This is a genomic window from Heliobacterium chlorum (assembly GCF_014502795.1).
In the GTDB taxonomy this organism is placed as follows: domain Bacteria; phylum Bacillota; class Desulfitobacteriia; order Heliobacteriales; family Heliobacteriaceae; genus Heliobacterium; species Heliobacterium chlorum.
The window spans coordinates 1-18615 of sequence record NZ_JACVHF010000021.1 but is presented as its reverse complement, the minus strand read 5'-3'; the positions used below and the strand labels follow the sequence as shown (position 1 = coordinate 18615).

At 47.6% G+C, this 18615-nt stretch carries 23 protein-coding genes; 1 reads left to right on the top strand and 22 read right to left on the bottom strand.

The features are described 5' to 3' along the window. Nucleotides 1–9: 9 nt before the first annotated feature. The 8 genes from dut to H1S01_RS15620 form a co-directional block, all read right to left on the bottom strand. Nucleotides 10–504: a dUTP diphosphatase gene (gene dut / locus H1S01_RS15655; RefSeq protein ID WP_188041385.1), complete on the bottom strand. Its 495-nt coding sequence runs from the start codon at nt 502–504 to the stop codon at nt 10–12. 102 nt (nt 505–606) lie between these two features. Continuing rightward, complete coding sequence (locus tag H1S01_RS15650; protein WP_188041355.1) at nt 607–2505, bottom strand: anaerobic ribonucleoside-triphosphate reductase; 1899 nt, start codon at nt 2503–2505, stop codon at nt 607–609. Then, on the bottom strand, nt 2502–2942 hold the full coding sequence (locus tag H1S01_RS15645) for a 4Fe-4S single cluster domain-containing protein (protein ID WP_341479116.1): 441 nt from the start codon (nt 2940–2942) through the stop codon (nt 2502–2504). Before H1S01_RS15645 ends, H1S01_RS15650 begins: the two co-directional genes overlap by 4 nt. 50 nt (nt 2943–2992) lie before the next feature. Next, nucleotides 2993–3391, bottom strand: coding sequence for a PDDEXK family nuclease (locus tag H1S01_RS15640; RefSeq protein ID WP_188041353.1), 399 nt, complete (start codon nt 3389–3391; stop codon nt 2993–2995). Beyond that, entirely contained in the window at nt 3392–4297 is a 906-nt protein-coding gene (locus tag H1S01_RS15635) for a PD-(D/E)XK nuclease family protein (RefSeq protein ID WP_188041352.1), read from the bottom strand. A gap of 36 nt (nt 4298–4333) precedes the next feature. Beyond that, nucleotides 4334–6595 (bottom strand): DNA polymerase, encoded by a 2262-nt coding sequence (locus H1S01_RS15630; RefSeq protein ID WP_243237375.1) that lies wholly within the window; start codon nt 6593–6595, stop codon nt 4334–4336. A 129-nt stretch (nt 6596–6724) separates the two neighbouring features. After that, nucleotides 6725–7426 (bottom strand): hypothetical protein, encoded by a 702-nt coding sequence (locus H1S01_RS15625; protein WP_188041351.1) that lies wholly within the window; start codon nt 7424–7426, stop codon nt 6725–6727. 59 nt (nt 7427–7485) lie between these two features. Next, nucleotides 7486–8088 (bottom strand): hypothetical protein, encoded by a 603-nt coding sequence (locus H1S01_RS15620; protein WP_188041350.1) that lies wholly within the window; start codon nt 8086–8088, stop codon nt 7486–7488. A 165-nt stretch (nt 8089–8253) separates the two neighbouring features. On the opposite strand from H1S01_RS15620, the gene H1S01_RS15615 reads away from it, so the two are divergent. Then, complete coding sequence (locus H1S01_RS15615; protein WP_188041349.1) at nt 8254–9219, top strand: helix-turn-helix domain-containing protein; 966 nt, start codon at nt 8254–8256, stop codon at nt 9217–9219. Here H1S01_RS15615 and H1S01_RS15610 read toward each other — a convergent pair. From H1S01_RS15610 to H1S01_RS15545, 14 genes are all read right to left on the bottom strand, one after another. Further along, complete coding sequence (locus tag H1S01_RS15610) at nt 9178–10155, bottom strand: toprim domain-containing protein (protein WP_188041348.1); 978 nt, start codon at nt 10153–10155, stop codon at nt 9178–9180. The two genes, H1S01_RS15615 and H1S01_RS15610, sit on opposite strands and share 42 nt — an antisense overlap. After that, nucleotides 10152–10997, bottom strand: coding sequence for a BRO-N domain-containing protein (locus H1S01_RS15605; RefSeq protein ID WP_188041347.1), 846 nt, complete (start codon nt 10995–10997; stop codon nt 10152–10154). Before H1S01_RS15605 ends, H1S01_RS15610 begins: the two co-directional genes overlap by 4 nt. Nucleotides 10998–11171: 174 nt before the next feature. After that, a complete protein-coding gene (locus H1S01_RS15600) occupies nt 11172–12440 on the bottom strand; it encodes a DnaB-like helicase C-terminal domain-containing protein (protein WP_188041346.1) in 1269 nt (422 codons plus the stop codon). After that, nucleotides 12440–13201 (bottom strand): ATP-binding protein, encoded by a 762-nt coding sequence (locus H1S01_RS15595; protein WP_341479115.1) that lies wholly within the window; start codon nt 13199–13201, stop codon nt 12440–12442. The genes H1S01_RS15600 and H1S01_RS15595 overlap by 1 nt, the downstream gene beginning before the upstream one ends. Before the next feature lie 12 nt (nt 13202–13213). Next, nucleotides 13214–14185: a helix-turn-helix domain-containing protein gene (locus tag H1S01_RS15590; protein WP_188041345.1), complete on the bottom strand. Its 972-nt coding sequence runs from the start codon at nt 14183–14185 to the stop codon at nt 13214–13216. A gap of 7 nt (nt 14186–14192) precedes the next feature. Then, nucleotides 14193–14399 carry a hypothetical protein gene (locus H1S01_RS15585; RefSeq protein WP_188041344.1) on the bottom strand — a complete coding sequence of 69 codons (207 nt, stop codon included), beginning with the start codon at nt 14397–14399 and terminating at the stop codon, nt 14193–14195. A gap of 102 nt (nt 14400–14501) precedes the next feature. Beyond that, the gene (locus tag H1S01_RS15580; protein ID WP_188041343.1) at nt 14502–14729 is read right to left on the bottom strand and encodes a hypothetical protein; all 228 of its coding nucleotides are present in this window, start codon (nt 14727–14729) and stop codon (nt 14502–14504) included. Nucleotides 14730–14748: 19 nt separating this feature from the next. Beyond that, nucleotides 14749–15429 (bottom strand): peptidoglycan recognition protein family protein, encoded by a 681-nt coding sequence (locus H1S01_RS15575; protein ID WP_188041342.1) that lies wholly within the window; start codon nt 15427–15429, stop codon nt 14749–14751. A 16-nt stretch (nt 15430–15445) separates the two neighbouring features. Beyond that, on the bottom strand, nt 15446–15688 hold the full coding sequence (locus H1S01_RS15570; protein ID WP_188041341.1) for a BhlA/UviB family holin-like peptide: 243 nt from the start codon (nt 15686–15688) through the stop codon (nt 15446–15448). A 222-nt stretch (nt 15689–15910) separates the two neighbouring features. After that, a complete protein-coding gene (locus H1S01_RS15565; RefSeq protein ID WP_188041340.1) occupies nt 15911–16285 on the bottom strand; it encodes an Ig-like domain-containing protein in 375 nt (124 codons plus the stop codon). An 18-nt stretch (nt 16286–16303) separates the two neighbouring features. Beyond that, a complete protein-coding gene (locus H1S01_RS15560) occupies nt 16304–16948 on the bottom strand; it encodes a hypothetical protein (protein ID WP_188041339.1) in 645 nt (214 codons plus the stop codon). 3 nt (nt 16949–16951) lie between these two features. Further along, nucleotides 16952–17683 (bottom strand): hypothetical protein, encoded by a 732-nt coding sequence (locus H1S01_RS15555; protein WP_188041338.1) that lies wholly within the window; start codon nt 17681–17683, stop codon nt 16952–16954. 13 nt (nt 17684–17696) lie between these two features. Then, nucleotides 17697–18116 carry a hypothetical protein gene (locus tag H1S01_RS15550; RefSeq protein ID WP_188041337.1) on the bottom strand — a complete coding sequence of 140 codons (420 nt, stop codon included), beginning with the start codon at nt 18114–18116 and terminating at the stop codon, nt 17697–17699. Further along, the coding region (locus H1S01_RS15545; protein WP_207732373.1) for a hypothetical protein at nt 18116–18615 on the bottom strand (500 nt) is incomplete at its 5' end. The genes H1S01_RS15550 and H1S01_RS15545, both read right to left, overlap by 1 nt.

Here is an 18615-nt window from a genome sequence, read left to right as displayed (position 1 = left end):
CCGCCTCTATTATCTTTTTCCGGTATGCCCAAAGCCGCCCTCAGCCCGTCCCGTCTTCTCGAAATGGCAAACCGCGATAAGTTCTGCATTATGCAATGCTTGCGGGAAGACCATTTGGGCCACCCGTTCCCCTTGGGTAATCACGAAGGATTGATCCGAAAGGTTGATTAGGATCACTCCGATCCCACCCGTATAATCCGCATCAATTGTCCCCGGTGTGTTCAATACGGTTATCCCATGCTTCCATGCTAAACCACTCCGGGGCCGTATTTCGGCTTCCAGTCCGATGGGCATCTGAATAGCGATTCCTGTTCGAACCATGCACCGTTCGCCGGGTCGTAAGGTATAACGGGAAAACCATGCATTGAACGGCTCGTTGGGATCTTCACCGGGCCTTAGCACATCGAAGGCCCGCAGGTCATATCCGCTTGCCAAGGAGGTTGCCCGTTGAGGAATCATTGCTGTTGGATGCAATCGCTTCGTTGGAATGAATACCTCTACCATGTTCACAATATTTCATCCCCCTTTAATCTTTCGATGCCGTTTTCTCCCCCTGCTCCGTGCAAAAAACTTTCGGGGGAACTTTCGTCCCCCCAGGTTGATACATCAGTTAAATTTTCTTTTCGGGTATTCGTAATTTTTGCGGGTCGCATTCCAGCTCGAAACTTTGGTGAAGTATCCGATAATCCGGGTCAAATAATCTTGGATCGGGGCACCGCAAATCGGGCAACTTGTCCCGGTTCCGACAATAGATGTATGCCCTTCAGAACAGATTCCAAAGCCATAATTGATTGCGAAATGTTCCACACCTTCGGTCAGTGCAATTTGGATTAACCGCTCCATGGTCTCTGGATCAGTAATCCGTTCTTGAACATTCAAGTGTAAAATCCCACCACCACTAACATGTTTCATAAAACGCCCGGTCAGGTGGATTCGATCCATCGTCCCCATTTCAGCAATTAAGGGAATGTATTGATTACTGTAAAGTTCAAAGGGCTGCTGCTGTTCCCCGAATGTCAGCCGATCCTTTCGGGCTAGGGAGACGGCAGTGGATTCCGCTGGTATTTCTTCGGTATTGAAAGAATGGCCTGTTTCCCGGCTGAATGCCAAGGCGTATTCCTCCGTCTTCATCAGCACTTCTTCCACAAAGTCTTGCCCTTCCTGGGATTCCAAGGGTATCCCTAAAAAGTGGCACATTTCGTACTGCCCATGGATGCCGATTGTGGAAAACAGCATATCCGGTGTGAACCAGCCAAGGGGTTTGAAAAATCTGAGAAACCCTTGGTTCACCCGTCGTTGCAATATTTCTTCCCGGTGAACCAGCAGCAGATCGCGAGTCAGCATTAGTCGTTTTTCTAACAGTCGGAAAAAATCTTTCCGGTCTTTCGCCTGTAACGCAATCCGGGGAAAGTTGATTGTAACAACCCTATGCGATCCAATATTCATTCCACCGTTACCAAAACTGTCTGCCCGGTATTCTCGCATGCGATCCGCATCGTTGACATATCGGCAGCACATAGCCACCTTTGATCCTTCATTGGCGTAAATGTTGAAACAGCCCAAGTTTGTATTTATTCGACTGATAAACTTCATAAAATCGGTATCCAATGGCTGTCTGTTTTCATCCACAGACATATTTGCCGTCATTACCGGAAAGCGATATGGCAGGCCCGTAGACGGATCTCCTTTTGAAAAGAATTCGGCAAGGATCTTTTGAACATCCATCACATATTCCACGTTTACTTCCGAACCATCGGGGTAACGGTATTCTGTAAATAACTTTTCTAGGTTCGCCCGATCAAAAATCGAAATGTTGGTAAAAGGGCTTTGCCCGGAAGTTCGAAACTTGTTATTACAAACGTGAATAAACTTCTGCCATAAGTTCACGATATAATCCCAATCGTGGGGCTTACGAGGGTCTATTCCTTCCCGTTGTAAATACCAAGACAGGTTTACAATAAAATCCCCTGGGGCCACCGCTCCGGCAAATTCCTGGGATAGATCCATGACGGTTTCCGTTACTTGAGCCACAAAACTATCGGCCCGTTTTGGAGGCACCGATCCGAGTTGTCCGTAAGGTCTCCCTTGCAACATTAAGTTTTGGGTAGAAAAAGCGAAGCAATAGGGAATCTGAATTCCATGCCCGCTGGCATCATGAAAGTACACGTCCCCCTTCCAGATTGCAGAAATCATTTCATTTGCTTTGCGTATCCCGAAACGCTTGGCTGAATAACGCCACAGCAGGTAATATCCTTCCAGCTTCAAAATCCCTTTCACCACTTCGGACTGATAGTTGTTGGCACTCAACTCCTCGTTGGCGTTGGCGTTTTGATCTACGCTGGTATCTGCCAGCCGCTTCGTGAAGTAATCATGAGACATTTGGCCTACATCAATTTTGTCTGGGCTGATCCCTTCCAGAGACAGCAGTGCAAACCCTCGTGGATTTTTGGCGAATTTCTGATAAAGGGCATCGAATTTTTTGTCAAAGGTCAGTGATAATCTCATGCTGCTGCTACCCTCCGGTTGTCGATAATTTTTTGGTTACTGCTTGCAGGAAAGATGCCCGTTCGTAGGTTTTCTCTATACTCCCCCGCCACTATGACACTGCATCGTTGGGTAATATCACTGGGTATCTCGTGAGCTTCATATCCGGTATACAGCCATGTTTCAAGGCCCAGCTTGTTTACTTCGATTAATAGTTGTCTCAGAGCTTCCGGCTGTTCCAATGGTTCGCCACCAACAAAGACAACCGCTTCGTAATGTCTTTTGAACCAGCGAATCCGGGCCACGATTTCGTCCAGAGTTATCTCTTTTCCGCCATTTGGGTTTTGGAGTTCGGGGTTATGGCAGCCGGGGCAATCTCTTTTACAGCCCTGGAAAAACACCGAAAAAGCGATTTTTCCCCTAGCGTCGGTTGTGTTTAGATCGTTGAAACCTGCCACTTTCAAAGCGTTCACCCCCTCATTCTTTCAATACCGTTTCTCTGAAGATCTTATTTCCGGAAAAAATCTGGGGCAGCTTTTTCTGCCGCCCCATCTCGTCCTGTTCGTTCATCACTTGGTAAGGGTAGAATCTCGAACCGGGTAATCTTCCACTTGGTAAATCCCTTATGGTCCACCCAGACCCAGAACTCGAACTCCATCACACCGCCCAGGTCATAGTCGCGGATCACTTGCTGAATCTCCTCGATTTCTTTTCGGTATGCCGAAGGTTTAAAGGCTTTTGTCCGTTTGGATTGCACCGCTACAACACGGTTTCCTTGAATACCTAACACGTCTATTTTTGAATGGCTTCCCGCCGATCGGATGGCAAGGTATCCGTGATCCGTTAATTCCTGCATGATTTTTCGTTCGATTTCATAGCCCCTTTGGTAGTTCGTTCGTTTAGGCATTTAGGCGATCTCCTTGCACTTCATTTTATAAGGGCAGAAAATGCATTTTTCGATCGCTTTGGCCGGCAGTTTTCCGGCATAGTACATTTGGGCCACCGTTGCAAATTTATGAAGCAGTTGGTTCCGGTCTTCGTCGGTTACGGCAAAGTAAAAGGCCCGCATATCCGCTTTTGCCTCATCCCCTTTTGTCCAACTGTCCTTCGCGAGCGATTCGTAAACGATCAAGAATTCCCGCAGGCCAAACAACAACGAATAGGCAATACATTGGGTTTTATGGTCTTCCTGGGCGTCTTTCATTTTGTAATTCCCGATGGCCCCTAAGGTGGTTGATTTCGTTTTATATTCAAAGCCGATTTTTACGCCGTCCTGGTATTGCAGCACTCCGTCCATCATGCCGTAAATTTGGAAGGGTATACCGTTATATTCAAGAGGCCGAACTTGCCGAATATTTTTTTCCCATGCAGGAAGCCCCGTTTTCGTTCTTACCACAGAAAAGGTGGGGTCCTTCAAGTATTTCTCCGCATATAAAAGATCCCGTTGCACGGCAGCATGGACAGCGGAACCGTTGCGTACCCATCGCCGCTGATAGGGAAGCATTTCGCCCTCTTCCTTCGGGATTCGATCCGCCCGGAAATACAGTTCCCGCTCACACTTGGAAGCGGAAGAGGGAGTAAACGTTACCATCCCTTTTTGAAAATGCAGGCCACTTTTATCGTCATCTAGGGATAATTGTTCCGTTTCCAATATCTGCCGTTCAATCTCTACGTCCGTCTGGAGTTCCATCGAATGGACCCGGTTAAAATGGTCCAGGATTGCCGCAGTCAATTCCGAGCCTCGCACCGATATATTTTGTTCCATCACGGATACCCGTAGCTTTTCGGCCCCGGCCCTGTTCGTCAATCCCACGATGTTTCCCCCTTAACAATCTCTCTTTGTTCACGATTAGGCCGCGTGACGTTGAAACCATTCGGCCTTTTTTACTCCCTCGCCCCATCGATACATTAGTTCGGTATCGACTTTCATAGGAACATCCAAGGCCAACGCCGACAACATACAGGTCTCTAACTCTTGCACTTCAACAGGGGTGATTTGTTCACTAACCAGCATTAACGCTTCATCATGGACAGTGGCAAATAGATTCCAACCCTTGCCCTTACAATAGGCATGAACCTGCAACAGGGCTTTTTTCATTATGTCTGCCGCCGTCCCTTGGATGATGGCGTTCACACTTTGCCTCCGCACCGATTCCACCGGGCCTTTTACTTTCTGATATTCCTCTTTCAAGGACCGGGGGATCTCTTGGATTTTCCAAAAGTTCGAAGGTACCTCGTCGGTCATGGTTATGCTGCATATCTTTCGAGCCAGGGCATCGTACGCTTTTGCCTGTTCTCGGTGTCCGGGAAAACGCCGTTTTCGCCCGTCGATGGTTTCGACATACTCGTTCTTTTTGACAAAATCATGGACGGAAAGAATAAACGCATGAACACCCGGATACGTCGTGAAGAAATCTCGGATAAACCGCTGAGCTTCTTCGACGCTGATACCCAACTGCTGGGAAAGGGTAAACATACTGGTTCCGTACATTACCGCCAGCAGGCCGATCTTCATCTTCTTCCGATAGGTCGTTCCGTCACCGCATTCTTCGATGGGTACCTTAAAGACCTGGCTTGCCAAGGTTGAATACAAGTCCTGACCTAACAGGTACGGTTCGCGGAAATGTTCATCCCCCGATAAATGAGCTAAAATCCGGGGTTCAATCTGGGAGAAGTCGCTGCCTAGAATCAGCATCCCTTCGGGAGCGATCACCAGCTTCCGGGCTTTCGGGGGAAGGTTTTGCAGGTTCGGGTCGTTGCTGGAGAAACGGCCGGTTACGGTTTGCACCTGATTGAAAGAACCATGGAGCCGTCCGTCCGTCTGGATCTTTTCGGGCAGGGCATCTACATAAGTTCCCAGCAGCTTCGTCAGCCCGCGATAATCCAGTAGAGCTTTAATGCCATCGTGTTCTCCTTGTAAGGCTTTTAATGTTTTGACATCCGTTGATCGCTTGTTGTTATCCGGCAGTTTTAGGTGATCATAAAGCACCTTGGCAAGCTGGGCCGGGGAATTGAAGTTGATATCTCCAAAGGCTTCCTGCAGCTGGGCTTCCGCTTCCGCGATTTCGGTCCGCAATTCTTCGCCATACTCGGCTGCATATGTCCGGTCAATCAATAACCCGGTCTGTTCCATATCCACACACACGTCCACCAAGGCATTTTCCATATCCCGATGAAGTTGTTGCAACTTGCTTCGTTTTTGTAAATGTTCCATCTGCCACTTGTACAGTCCCAGGGTTACATGGGTATCCTTTGCCGCATAGACCAGGGCCACATCCAGAGCCACATTATCAAACCGGGTTTTGCCGAATAATTCCTCAAATGTATGGCTTTCTTCTTGGAAGCCGAAGTATTTGCCGTATTTCGTAGCCAAGTTCTTGAGGGCATAACTTGGTTCATTTTCATTTAGAAGAGCCATCGCAATCCGGGTATCATGCAACAATCCACGCATCCGAACCCCGTGCCGGATTAGCATGTGAATGTCAAACTTCGCATTGTGCAACACTTTGCCGATCTTCGGATCTTCCAGCATGGGCCGCAGTGCTTCCAACACTAATTCCCGCTTGAGTTGCTTTCCGGTCTTATGAGCCACCGGAATATATACGTGATAATCCGTCGTAGGCAAGCTAATCGATAGGCCTACGATTTCATCCTGGTACACATTCAGCCCGGTTGTTTCCGTATCCAGGGCCACAAATGCTTCCTTTTCCAAATCATCTACTAACTGCCGAAGTTGGGTGACTGTTTGAACCAGCAGATAATTGGCCGGGGTCTTTGCCACCATATCCCGCAGGATTCCGGTCTTTCGTTGGCCCATCAAAGCCCGATAAAGGTCGAGGGCTTTTGTCTTGGTCAAAGTTTTGTTATTATCTAGCCCGGTTCCGATTTCACCCTGCTCTATGGCTTTTTTAACGTCCAGCAGCCGGGCTTGGTCGGTTGCCGTATTGATCATTTGCAAAATTCCGACCTTATGCTTTCCAGTCCTTGTCTGATATCCCGTGGTCCACACTTCTTCCCAGGTCGGACGATGGAGTGCGGCTTCCTTCTTTGCTTGAGCTTCTTTCGCCCTTACTGTTTTTCGTGCTCTTTCATTGTCTAATTGCAAGTTCATACTCAACAAATGAAACACCCCCTTTGTTCACCCGTCTTCATTGAAGGAAACGGGAAGGGCACTGCCGCCCCTCCCCGGGTATCTTGGCACTTAAAATACACTGTCAGGGTTATCCTCTATCGAGGTTGGTTAAATAGGTTTTACACCGACTCCTCCGTTCTTTGTCGTTTCCCATTCGTCGATTTGTGCCTGGGATTCTTTTATTTCTTCGGCGGTAAAGAGTTGGGATGCGGGGAATCGGGCTTGGATCAACTGGGCGATCTGATGGGTGCGGTTACGGGGTTGCAAGCCCGATTCGTAAAACTCCGGTTCTATCGTCATACCGTTAAATTTTGCAAACTTCTCTTTATCGGCATCATTCAGTCGAATAATCGGAGAAAGGGAATAGTTCGTATCAACTTTGTTCCCCGTTCTTTTGAATATAAAAGCCAGCCCGTCCAAGTCATCGCAATACTGTTCAATCGACGCAATCAATTGCTGGGCCTGTCCCTTTGTGGCGTCAAAGAGTCGAATTGCACCCATGTCCAGATCGGGGAAGGCGAAAAGGTAACGTTTTTTGGCATATAGACCGTCAAACCCTTTTGTTTTGGTATCCGACGCTTCACAGAGAGCACATTTTTCGCCAACCGGCTTGATGCAAGGCTGAGTGTAGATTCCGTTTGCATAGGAGGCGTGGGCAAAATATTCGCAGTAATCCTCGGCACTCAATAGACGAACCCGGCAACTTTCGCCGTCTTTAAGCCGGATATATAACTTTTTGAAGTCGATTTTTTCAACTTTTTTATTCAACGATTCTTTTGCTTGCTTTCCTTTTGCGGTAATGATAGACATTTGATATTTCCCCCTATAATCGGTTAAAATGTTTAATGATTGTTTTACTTTTATAGTGGCTATGATGCTAAATACTCCCGGAAGGCTTTTCGAGCCCGCGACACTTTTTGCCGCACTTTTGGTGAGTATTCCGCTTCACCCAGGAATTTTGCGATCTCTTCATTTTCAAAACCTAATCGCATCAATTCCAGGATCTTTGACGCTTGCTCGTTGGTTCTCGCAAAACCAGCGAGCTTTTTTTCTATATCGACCTTGGCGATCACTTCTTCTTCTAGGTTGTATTTATCTTCAATCACGTTCGCGTAGGTCGAATCTTTTTCCATTGGCATCGGAGCATCCATCGAAACTTCGGTACATAAGGATCGTTTTAGTCGACAGCAATATCGGATGAGGTCGATCTCTTTATCTTTTGCGAAGCTATGGAATCTCTGGGTGAAAGCCGATCGACCGTTGTATCCCACCGATGCTTTCCAGACCACTTCCTTTAATTCGCTGATAATCAGCTCTAGTTCCAGTCCGGTTAGCTGGGCGTACTTTCTCGCGGTGTGCTCGACGACGGGGGCCATGAGTTCAAGAAGGCGGGCCAGGCTTTCCTCACTTGGGTCTAGGTCGCATAACAGGGCTGTTTTATTGATTAGCTTCATGTCGATAGTTCTCGCCATTTCTCAGCCCCCCTTTCTATGATATTAGATACCGCCATAGCTGAACTTTCGTGACTTGACAGGATCGAATTTTGGATAGCTGATATAAACAGAAATTTCGGGGGAATACTTCTAGGGCGAGATCGCACTCATTACATAATTGTTTATCAAGGGGCAAAACTTTTAATGGTTGCACGAAAAGCCGATCCGTTGTCCCCGGAAGAACGCTTGGAAATTGCGAAAAAGCAGATTGAAACAGGGATTTTCCTTGCCGAGTTGCGTAAGGAAAAAGGCTTAACATACAACCAGCTAGCCGAACAGTTGGGCGTTTCCGGCTCGTATTTATCGAAGCTAGAAAAAGGCACAGAATACCCCAGCGATCACCTTGTCCGAAAGCTCGCAGATTTCTATGGGATTTTGGAAACGGATATTTTCGAGAAGCTAGGCCGCATCCCTTTGGTTGCGAGGGAAGTTATCGAAAGGTTTCCTCATTATTCAAAAGCAATAGAACAAATTGAAAAAGATCCCGATCTCGACGAAACAGATAAGAATGAAATATACGATCAGATCGCTGAAATGCACCGGATCGTTTACGAAAAGAAAAAGTTAGCGAAGGCAAAGCGATCGGCTGGAGAAACTATCAAGGGGGTCGGAGTTTCCTTGGGCCTTGGTGGGATATATTCTTCCTTAGCGGCATTGAGAGACAGAATTGACGATACTTTCATCGCCCTAGTGGGCTGGCATAATTACATGATTCTTGAGGATTGTTTCAGTATATTTTTAGCGGGTATCGTTGCCGCTCCTTTAATAACTTACCTCAACTACCGATGGCTGAAGGGTCTGCATAAATGGATTGTAGGGATTCATAAAAATTACCAGATGGTCATCGTCATTGATGAGGACGGGACAGAACACCAATTTTCAGATCCACAAACTTTTCTAGACTATCTTGATCTAATCTACTTCGCCCTTTTTCCGAAAAAGTTTGAAGCACTTTTACAACGCGAAGGGGAGCGTAAATATTTCGTTAAAAAAGATATACGACGCTCTAGGGCTATATTGACATGGATGATCGTACTCATCGTGGTTATATCGGCGATCCTTTTGGCTTTAATTGTTGGGGTAACACCCGAACCCCCCGACGTTTGGTAGAAAGGGAATCGTCTTCACGCCTCCGATAATCTGAAATAATTCAACCTTGCTTAGATCGTTTACGTCTTTTACATGGTCGGGCAGTTGTAGCCGTTCCAGTTCCATAAACCCGCCCATTTGATCGATAATATCCTGGGCAATCCGCCGACCAGCTTGGTCGTTGTCGGTGGCCAGCACCAGTCGATGGAGCGGGGATTGAAGTAGAAGGTTCCGCTGCTGCTTGCTTAGATGGGCACCGCCCAGAGCTATCGCAGGGAATCCGGCCTGCCACAATGTGATCGCGTCGATCTCACTCTCGACGATAAAGGCCCAGTCTGCATTTTGCTTATGAACGGCATGCAGTCCGTAAATATGATTTCGCACAGGTTGTCCTCCTGGGAAATACCAAAACATTTTCCCGCGAACGCTCCGAAACTTCACATTTACCAGCCTTCCGGACTTGTCGAACCAGGGAAGGGTAATTGCTTGGCTTTTCCGGTCATACCCGATGTGAAAAGCACGCTGATACCTCTCTCCTATCCCACGCTGTTCCTCAAGGTACGGATGCCGAAACAGAAATTCCTGCAAAACTGCCGGGTCTAGCAATAGGCCGGGCTTTTTTTGTTCCTTCAGTTCTAGCGATAGGACCAGGGAGTCTGGATTTGCTATGCTGATTCCGTACTCTTGCAGCAGGTAATCTTCGGTTTCCTCAAAAGTCTCATTTCGCATCCAGGAAAGCAGCTTTACAAATTCACCCTTTTTCCATACGGGATCATCTGATCCGCTATCCAACCACACGCCTCGTTCCAGATGGATCGCAAAGCTGGGGTTTCGTTCATCCCGAAACGGTGAACAGGCGATAAAATTCTTTTCTGTCCAACGGGGTCGTCGCCATTCGTACCGTTCAATTTCGTCTCGGATCTTCACCGGAATTTCGTAGGACCTAACAGTAATCATGCCGCGATCATCTTACCCGCTACAATTTCCATGATCGCCGCCAGCTTGGGCAGTTGTCCCCGTTTTGTTACCATGCCCAGTTTGCTTCCCCATTCCTTTTTCTGTTGAATAGGCAAGGTTCTCCATTCGGCAAAGGCATCATACCCGGTAACATCTTTCATGGTCAGATACCCGTTAATAAAATTTTGCTGCCCGTTACCACTAAAGGACGCGAGACGCTTAACCGCACCTTTCAAAACATTTTCATCCACTTGGGATAACGCTACCACCCGTTCGTTCAAGGTATCAAAGCCGGGCAGTTTATCTGTTGAATGGGATTTCTGCTGTAGCTTATCGCTATACACTTTATGAACAATTTCGGTCATGACGGTTTTGAAAGTTGCGTCCCTTTTTTCTTGTTCTTGACGGAATTCCCGTAGCAGTTCTTTCATCCCTCCAATCGCCATGCCGCAGGCTTTGTCCACGATGGACACGACCACGCTCGGTTCTATACCTGCCGTGGCTTCTGTTTTCATAGAATAGCTGCCTGTTTTTCGTAGAGTCGGCAGTAGATCATGGACTACCCACCGCTTGAAATCCTTTGCTTCGGGCTTGCGACTTCCTAACACAAGACGATATAGCCCAGGTTCATTAATAACCGTGGTTCTTTGAGTTCTACCGATGGCGTCGGAAATTCCGACATCATCCTTTTCATCATCATCTAGACGCCTCAATGCGTCCCTGCTGTTCTTCACCTCCAGCACATCGCAAACGTCCTTGGCCACCCACCACGGTTCGTTTTCGAGTATCATGGTTCGAATTTGATTGCCGTTGTAGTTGAAAACTTTTTCGAGTTGTTGCATGTTTGATCGCCCTTTCTTTTTTTGACCCTTTTGGAGTTACTGCGATACAACGCAATGTCGCACATTCCCATAATAATTTTGTCGGAAAAACTCCAACCAGAAGACCTTTGCTATAATAAATGATCAATGTTTGTATATCTACCCCGCAACTTGTGGGAACTTTCCCATGAAAGCCTAAAACAGGTCGGTTACATCCGTTTCCCGAATATGCCCCAGGTTGAAATTCACCGACAGTTCTACCACTTTTCCCACGTTCGGTTCGCGGCATTTCTCAATCGAAATTTTGCCGATCCCATCTGCCGCATCAAAGGTTAAGACCGTTGCGGCATCTTGAATCACAGCGATGGTTTCACTGTAATCCGTTAGTTTTGGAGGTTTTATAATTCGGTTCCCGTCATCATCCTGCTTTAGCCCCTCTTTTTCGGCCGCTCCGGGGGTTTGGTGAACTACGAGCCCAGCGACCCCGTACCGCCCGAACAGCTGCCGTAACCGCCGCGATGTAGCCGTCATTGCATCCCGCATCCCCCTTCCCTTTCCGTGAATCATTAGGTTGAATCCGTCAATGATTACCATCTTTGTATCGGGATAGGTTTGCAGGTCAGCCTCTATAGCCTCAATGGTCAACCCACCGGGCAGGTCTTCCATGGTCTTAATCACATAGGCACCTTGAGCTTCCGCTATCTCTGGGGAAAAGGCATCCAGGTATCCGAAATAGGCTTCCTCGCTGTCCAACTGACCCCGCCGTAGCTTTACGTTATCGAATTTTCCCATCAGGGTATCCAGGCGAAGGCTTTGCTGTTTTTTCGAAAGTTCGGGCGAATAATGCAGCACCGGGAAACGGTTCTCCCAGGCTGTTAGGCCGATATGGGACGCGATCCAGCTTTTGCCCCGGTTTGTAAAGGCCATCAGCAATATAAAATCTCCTGTTTCAAGTCCGCCTGCCAGTGCTTCCGTTAGGCTTGCGTAGGGAGTGGGAATAAAGACTGAATCACGAGCAGTCTTTGCTTCCTCGTACCATTCCCGCCGTTCGTTGCCATTGGCTGCATAGTTGGTTCCCAAAGAAAAGGTCGATGCTGTTAGGGTTTCAATTCGGGATGTTTCTTCTTTGAGCCAAGAAATGAACTTATCCCCTGGCAGGTCGGAAAACTTCTTTCCGGCTTGATTTTGCAACAGTTCGAATGCTTGGCGTTTTGTGGTTTGGGCCTTTAACCGGGTGCAAAGAAACTTAAAAGTATCGGCAACACCCGGCATATAGTCAAATTCTTCAAACTCCGCCGCTACCGTCCGGGGATCGGGGGCTTTTCCGTTCTCTTTTACATAGTCCCGAATAAATGCGTACACCTTGCCCATGGTGGGGAAATCGTCTCCATCAATGTTGTATAAATAAAGTTGGTGGAATGCATTTTCGTCGATGGCTTTGGAAATCAGTTGGGATTCAAGCATTAAAATATCCCCGCCTTTCTATGGTCTACCCCCCGGAATGATACGGGGATTGCGGTTCCCTCGATTCGGCTTACGATCCGGTCATCTAGCAGCCTAGCGATCTCGGGAAGGGGCAGGTTTGACGTGTAAATGGTTGTAAGTCCTTCAATCACCCGCCCGTCAATCACTTCGTAAAATTCGGCTCGATACGCCTCTGTGGCTTCCCTAACTCCGATGTCATCCAGCACCAGCAGCTCAGTCCGCATCATCCGTTCCTTTAGCTGATAATATTGATAGCTTGCAGTTTGCTGCATTTCCGGAGTTCCGCGAAACTGAGCATTAAATACGTTTTGATACTTGGATGCATTGACAAACAGGGCCGGGATTTCGTCGATCTGTCGTTCTTTTTTTACGTGTTGAATCGTTCGGGCCACAAGGAATTCGTTCAAAATCGCCACCGCTGCCGTGGTCTTCCCGGTACCGGTTCCCTTGGGGTTGTCCATCTGGGGGATAGAAAATAGGTATAAGCCGCAGCCCTTGGTCACTTTCCCCAATACATCGGCACAATATTTTTGGACGGCCGCGTAGGCCACCGGGTTTTCCCGTTCGAATGGAATGTTTGCCGTCGTCTGCCCGGCATAGACTTTCGGAATTCCCGCCAATCCCCAGATGCCACCGCTACCGGATTCCCCTTGCAATTTTAGGAAGGCATAGCACAAGGGGCTGCACAAGGCAGGGTTTCTAGCTTGCTTGCACTTACCCTTTAATAAGCAATTGTCCACGCTTGTCACCCCTTATATCCGGTCTAACAGGGCAAGGAGTTCATCACCTGTCCTACCACCATGTTCCGGTATATTCATTCTTGCTTCCCGTTGCTGAGCCATTGCTAGAGCTTTTTCCGGCATCCAGCTTGTCAGGGCCGCGATGCTGGGACGAGGGAATTTAGAAAGGGTTCCCCACTTCTCGTACATCTCCACTGAAATGTCCACGATCTGCCGCAGTTGTTCCGGTGAGTATTGCCCGATTAGCTTGGTCTTCACCAGCTTCATGTCCCTAGCCCAGTTTGGGGAATAGTTCGCATTGTACTTCTCCCGGTAACGATCGCAAAAGTATTGGATTACATCTTGGGCTGTCATAGGATCCTCGGTAGGTTCCTCGTTTGTTGTTTCGTCTACGGTCGACTCAACTGTATTACCGTTTATATCGTTATTACAGTAAATTACCGGGGGATCATATATACCATTATTCTTTGTATATACCGGGTGAATGGGGTCATGCACTTGTGCATGGGTTATATTCATTTTTGATAAGGGGTTATGCACCTCTGCATGGGGCACATTCATTTCTGCGGGAGGGTTATGCACTTGTGCATGGGGCATATTCGTTTCTGATAAGGGGGTATGCACTTCTGCTATAGGGCTAGCTATAACCTGAGCTGCTGGCATTATCTTGTAATGGGAATACTCCACCATTGAGTTTGGTGGCTTTCGCATTTCCCTGAGCAGAATCGGTTCTCCATTCCATTGAAATTCCAGAAGTGACTTCACCCACCGGCTAATCGTGCATTGGGTTTTATTTGTTAATATGGCCAGGGTCTTCTGGGAAGGGAAGCATTCCCCATTTCCGTCCATATGGGCTGCGATAATGCACAGCAACATCCATCGTTCCGGTCCCAGATTGGCAATCAGCTCGCTCGTTATCGCCGTTTTTAGTACCCGGAATCCCACCATTTCGGGTTTGGGTTGCAGGGTGTTTGATTTCTCCACGACTTTGTTACCTCCGTTCTCTGGGCTTTTTCCCCACATTTCCCCATAGGTGGTTTACCGTCCTCACATGAAAGTCATGGGCAGACATTTCACAGGCTGGGCATTTCTTGTATCCCGTCCAAGGATCTTTTTTGAACTTTTGCCACTTTCCGCAGTATGGGCACCACAGTTCGCCCTTCCGCTTTTGCTTGGCTGGGTCAATTGGTTTGATCATTTTCTCGACCTCCTATATTTCTTTGATGACGTTTCGCGTCCTGATTTGTGACAAAAAAATAACCCGCCAGCCAAAAAAGGCCGACGGGCAGGGAAAGGGATTTTATTCTACATGAATGGATTTCGACACATCATACAGGCCACAGGCCGAAAGGCCAGCCATTAGACCGTTGACGATCCCGGTTTGGATCGTGTCGGCAGGGATAAGGAAAAGGCCAGCGATCACGCCCAGCACCAGGGAAAGAGCCGGGATATACTTGTGTTCCATATAGCTTTTTGCCAGTTGTCCCAGGGCCACGATCAGACCGACAATAATTGTTGAATCAAACATTTGTAACCACCCTTTCTTATTAGGCACTGAATTTTTCAAAAAGGCCGATTTTGTCCAGCAGCACCATCACCCGGTAAAACGATTGATCACCCAGTGGGTCTGCTACCGTTCCCCGTTCATGCAACTTAATCATTGTGGGTCTTGCCCAATCTGGGATCTGGGCATATAGTTTCTGGGCTGCTGCTTTCGCTTGTTCCTCAGCGTTCCGGACATTTTCTGCGTCTACCCGTTCTTTAACGCCAGCGATAAAGGAATCCCAATGGGGCAGGATCACATGAGGGCATTCTTTTCCTGTCCAATGCTTATGTGGAACGATGTTTTCCAGGGGAATGTTATTTTCCATCATCAGCTTGCAGATCAGATCCTTGGCGTTTTCTTCGCCCTTGGCCTCGTTACCGTCTGCATTTTCACAGATTTCGATCCCTATGCTGGTACGGTTGCCGGGGCCGTTACCGCCGTCGCCTGCATGCCAAGCATTTTCTGTAATGGGTAAATGCTGATAGATTTCCTTTTCGTCAACGGTAAAATGCCAGCTAGTCGTTCCGGCTGAGGCTGATTTGATAAAGGCATTATGGCCCGCAGCATTGGCTCCGTTCGCAGCGTTTCCGGTATTGTGGACAGTAATAAAGGTCGGTTTCATGGAATAGCCGGGCCGATTCTTGGCACCTTTCGGCAAAATGTCTTGAATGATTTCGATCATGTTATATCCTCCTTTACTACTTCGAATGACAGCGAATCTCGGTCTTAATGTCCTGCACGTCTTCGGAAAGCCGTTCATACTGCCGGGCCAGGGCTTCGAATTGCTTTGACATTTCGGATAAAAAAGCCGTCAGTTTGTCTTCCCGGCTCTTAGCTTCCTGCTGTTGCCGCCTGCCCTCTTGCAGTTGGTACAAATACAAAGAAACGAATAAAGCCGCCCATAGTCCCTGTTGCAAGGCTTCCGAAATCAAACTATCCACCACAACCCCCCTCTTTTTGAGACATATTAAAAAGACGCTGCTTTGCGTCTTAGTCTTTCAGTAATAGTTCTATAATTAAATCTATTTTTTCCGTAATGTTGTCTAGGGAAGGCTTTTCACCCTTGGCTTTTCGGGCGGCATAATCGGAGATTTTGATTCTAATACCTTCCGATTTCTGCTGTTTCTTTGATTTGGGGACTGTTAGCCCTGGTCTAGTCATTATTACGTCACCTCCACGTTAAAAAAGCAGCCCCCACAGATCATTTCGCTGCATTCCGCGTGAATTGTAAAAAATCCGATTGAATGGCTAGTAAAATCAAAATCGGCTTTCCCATTATCGGGGGTTAGGTTTAGGGAAATTGCATCTTCCCCTTCATGGGTTACATGCACAATAACGGGGCAAGTTTTCGGTAGGGGATTGCCTTTCCAGTCTTTGAGTTCTACGGTTATGGGCAGGGTTTCGCCCACCGTAGCCGTATCTTTTGAAGCCGTCATGGTCAGTATCATTTCTGCACAATAAAACGATTTGTCAAAAACAAAATTACCGTCTTTTTCTATTTTGTAGACAGATCCATTTTCCACAATGAAGTCGGTCATGCTTTGTTACCTCCATAATTAGCGAATATAATATACTGCCCACCGGATATAAGGGTTGGATTGACTATTAGACGATGTTTTGAAAGTAAGACGTAAACGCTGATCAATAAAGAAAGATGTTGGGAAGGTAAAAATGGTTTGCCCGTTCCCCGCCTTATTTGTATATATAAACGCGTTTGTAGAATCGTAAAAAGTCAGATAGGGATCGGGAAGGAAAAAGGGATAGCTAACGTGGCTTGATCCCGTATTGCTACCAGACGATCGCCATTGGTAAATACCATTCGATGAGTTCATTGTGTCGCCCCATACGTTGTTAATGATGAAGTTACCGTCGTTTTCAAGTTTATAGCAAACATAACTATTGCCGCCGAATTGAATATAGCCACCGATTACCATTAGGGGGCCGGCTAGGTTAAATATTTCTGTATCGGGCGTATTTAACGCATATGTCGATCCATTATACCCACTCGTAATATAAACTTTTTTCCCCGCTGCCCAGGGATTCCGGGCCAGTGCCGTAGTTACCGTACTAAAATTCGTGTTTGAAGTATCTTTAATATCGCCCAGCTTGGCATGAACGCTTCCTGTACTACTTGACGCATCGGTTCGAAGTCCTACCTGCCGCCGCAGGAAGGAAAGCAGGGTTTCATTCAGACCGAACATTTTTTAGAGTCCTCCCCGTTTCAGGTATTCACCGTTCCACGTATAGGTCAACACATCCCGAATCCCACCTTGGGTTGTCCCCGCCGGGGGCAGGTAACGGTACATTTTGCGGATAATTTCGCCACTAAACTCAATCGTGGTAAAGCCGCTGCCGTACATACCATGCTTTAGTTCTCCGCTTTCACCGGAGAAAATCTTGAAATGGGCTGCAGTTGTACTCGCCCATGCACCCGTCCCCGTCCGGTAATAGCAGGGATAGTTCGCATCGGTTGCGGCTTCGCCGTTAAGCCGAAAGTAATTCATTGCATCTCCGCTTTTGCGAATCACTAGCCAATACCTTGCTCCACTCGTTAGGCCAGTTAGATCGAAGGGGATGCTTACATAGGCTTTCGTTGTTGGGATAAACTCGGCGGGCAGCACCATTTTTTTCAACAAAGTTCCTTCTGTACTGCCGTCTGTAACAAGGCCGGATCGAATCTCCACCGTTACATCGGCTCCGTTCCCAGCTTTGAAAACATCCAGTTCGATCCGTGAAATTTCGGTAACATTTAACGCAGTAAAATAAATCGCCATGTCATAGCTTGCATTATCAAATTGCGTTACGCCTGTCCCGGCCTTGCTGTCCACTTGCGTTCCGTCGTATACCAAGGAAAAGGGCTGCAAGGATAGGATCGAATTCATGGTGGCTTCATCGATCACGCTGACTCCACTCTTAAATGCATTTATGATCGGCACCGAGTCACCTCCATTACACTGCCGCCGTTATCGTGATTCGGGTTTCTATGGTTAGAATGGTATTCGACGTTTTCGACCAGGGTTGAGATAGCAAATTCAGCATGGTTCCGGTTCCGGTCACGTTGGTTCCTCCGATAAAAATCGCCGCTTTCGAGTGGTTCCCGTTACCTTCATTCTGCAAAAGCTGCGTCCGAAAACGGATTTGATAACCCGAAACAACAATGGTCGAGACCGGCTTCCGTATCACTTCGGTAATGGTTTCACCGGAGGCTAAATCATCACCCACCACTAAATACGGACTGGGAAGGTTGGATACAGTCTGGGCCAACAATAGCATCCCAGCACTGGTAATAAAATTAGAAAGGGGGCCGATCACAGCACCCCCTTCCACCTCGAAAAACCATTCACCTTTTATATCTAATTGTTCACCCATTAGGCGACAATCACCTCACCGCATACGGTTATTGACTCTTCCAAGGGCATTTTGGAATTGAGATAGCGGATAGGACCACCATAGTTGGTGAGTTTAAAAAATCCCGGATAAGGGACGGAGATTACCTGCCCCATGTTAACCGTTTGCCAAGCCGAATAGGTCACGCCGTCTACACTGGTTTTTATCTTCGCGGTGACCGACTTCGTCTGATTCTTGGGGAGCACCCGTAAAGAAGAACCGACCGAAGGGATTGCAGGTCGTTCCCCCTCTATCATTAGGCAAAAGCCGTGTAGCTTCGGTGATATGGGAAGATCGGACGTTAGGGTTTGTCGTACTTGTATCGTTACATCCGAAAGATTCATGCCGGTTGCAAGGCCCGGCACTGGTCCACCGTTTGTGGCCGTCTGCCATCCCTGCCACACCGATCCGCCGTTTACGGAAAGGTTGGTTTCGATGATTACGTCACCGGGGTATTCCAGCACCACGAAATCTACGTCGG

Coding starts and splice junctions, on each gene's coding strand:
- dut (WP_188041385.1), bottom strand. CDS start 504: ATGGTAGAGGTATTCATTCCAACGAAGCGATTGCATCCAACAGCAATG.
- H1S01_RS15650 (WP_188041355.1), bottom strand. CDS start 2,505: ATGAGATTATCACTGACCTTTGACAAAAAATTCGATGCCCTTTATCAG.
- H1S01_RS15640 (WP_188041353.1), bottom strand. CDS start 3,391: ATGCCTAAACGAACGAACTACCAAAGGGGCTATGAAATCGAACGAAAA.
- H1S01_RS15630 (WP_243237375.1), bottom strand. CDS start 6,595: ATGAACTTGCAATTAGACAATGAAAGAGCACGAAAAACAGTAAGGGCG.
- H1S01_RS15625 (WP_188041351.1), bottom strand. CDS start 7,426: ATGTCTATCATTACCGCAAAAGGAAAGCAAGCAAAAGAATCGTTGAAT.
- H1S01_RS15620 (WP_188041350.1), bottom strand. CDS start 8,088: ATGGCGAGAACTATCGACATGAAGCTAATCAATAAAACAGCCCTGTTA.
- H1S01_RS15615 (WP_188041349.1), top strand. CDS start 8,254: ATGGTTGCACGAAAAGCCGATCCGTTGTCCCCGGAAGAACGCTTGGAA.
- H1S01_RS15610 (WP_188041348.1), bottom strand. CDS start 10,155: ATGATTACTGTTAGGTCCTACGAAATTCCGGTGAAGATCCGAGACGAA.
- H1S01_RS15605 (WP_188041347.1), bottom strand. CDS start 10,997: ATGCAACAACTCGAAAAAGTTTTCAACTACAACGGCAATCAAATTCGA.
- H1S01_RS15600 (WP_188041346.1), bottom strand. CDS start 12,440: ATGCTTGAATCCCAACTGATTTCCAAAGCCATCGACGAAAATGCATTC.
- H1S01_RS15585 (WP_188041344.1), bottom strand. CDS start 14,399: ATGATCAAACCAATTGACCCAGCCAAGCAAAAGCGGAAGGGCGAACTG.
- H1S01_RS15580 (WP_188041343.1), bottom strand. CDS start 14,729: ATGTTTGATTCAACAATTATTGTCGGTCTGATCGTGGCCCTGGGACAA.
- H1S01_RS15575 (WP_188041342.1), bottom strand. CDS start 15,429: ATGATCGAAATCATTCAAGACATTTTGCCGAAAGGTGCCAAGAATCGG.
- H1S01_RS15565 (WP_188041340.1), bottom strand. CDS start 16,285: ATGACCGACTTCATTGTGGAAAATGGATCTGTCTACAAAATAGAAAAA.
- H1S01_RS15560 (WP_188041339.1), bottom strand. CDS start 16,948: ATGTTCGGTCTGAATGAAACCCTGCTTTCCTTCCTGCGGCGGCAGGTA.
- H1S01_RS15550 (WP_188041337.1), bottom strand. CDS start 18,116: ATGGGTGAACAATTAGATATAAAAGGTGAATGGTTTTTCGAGGTGGAA.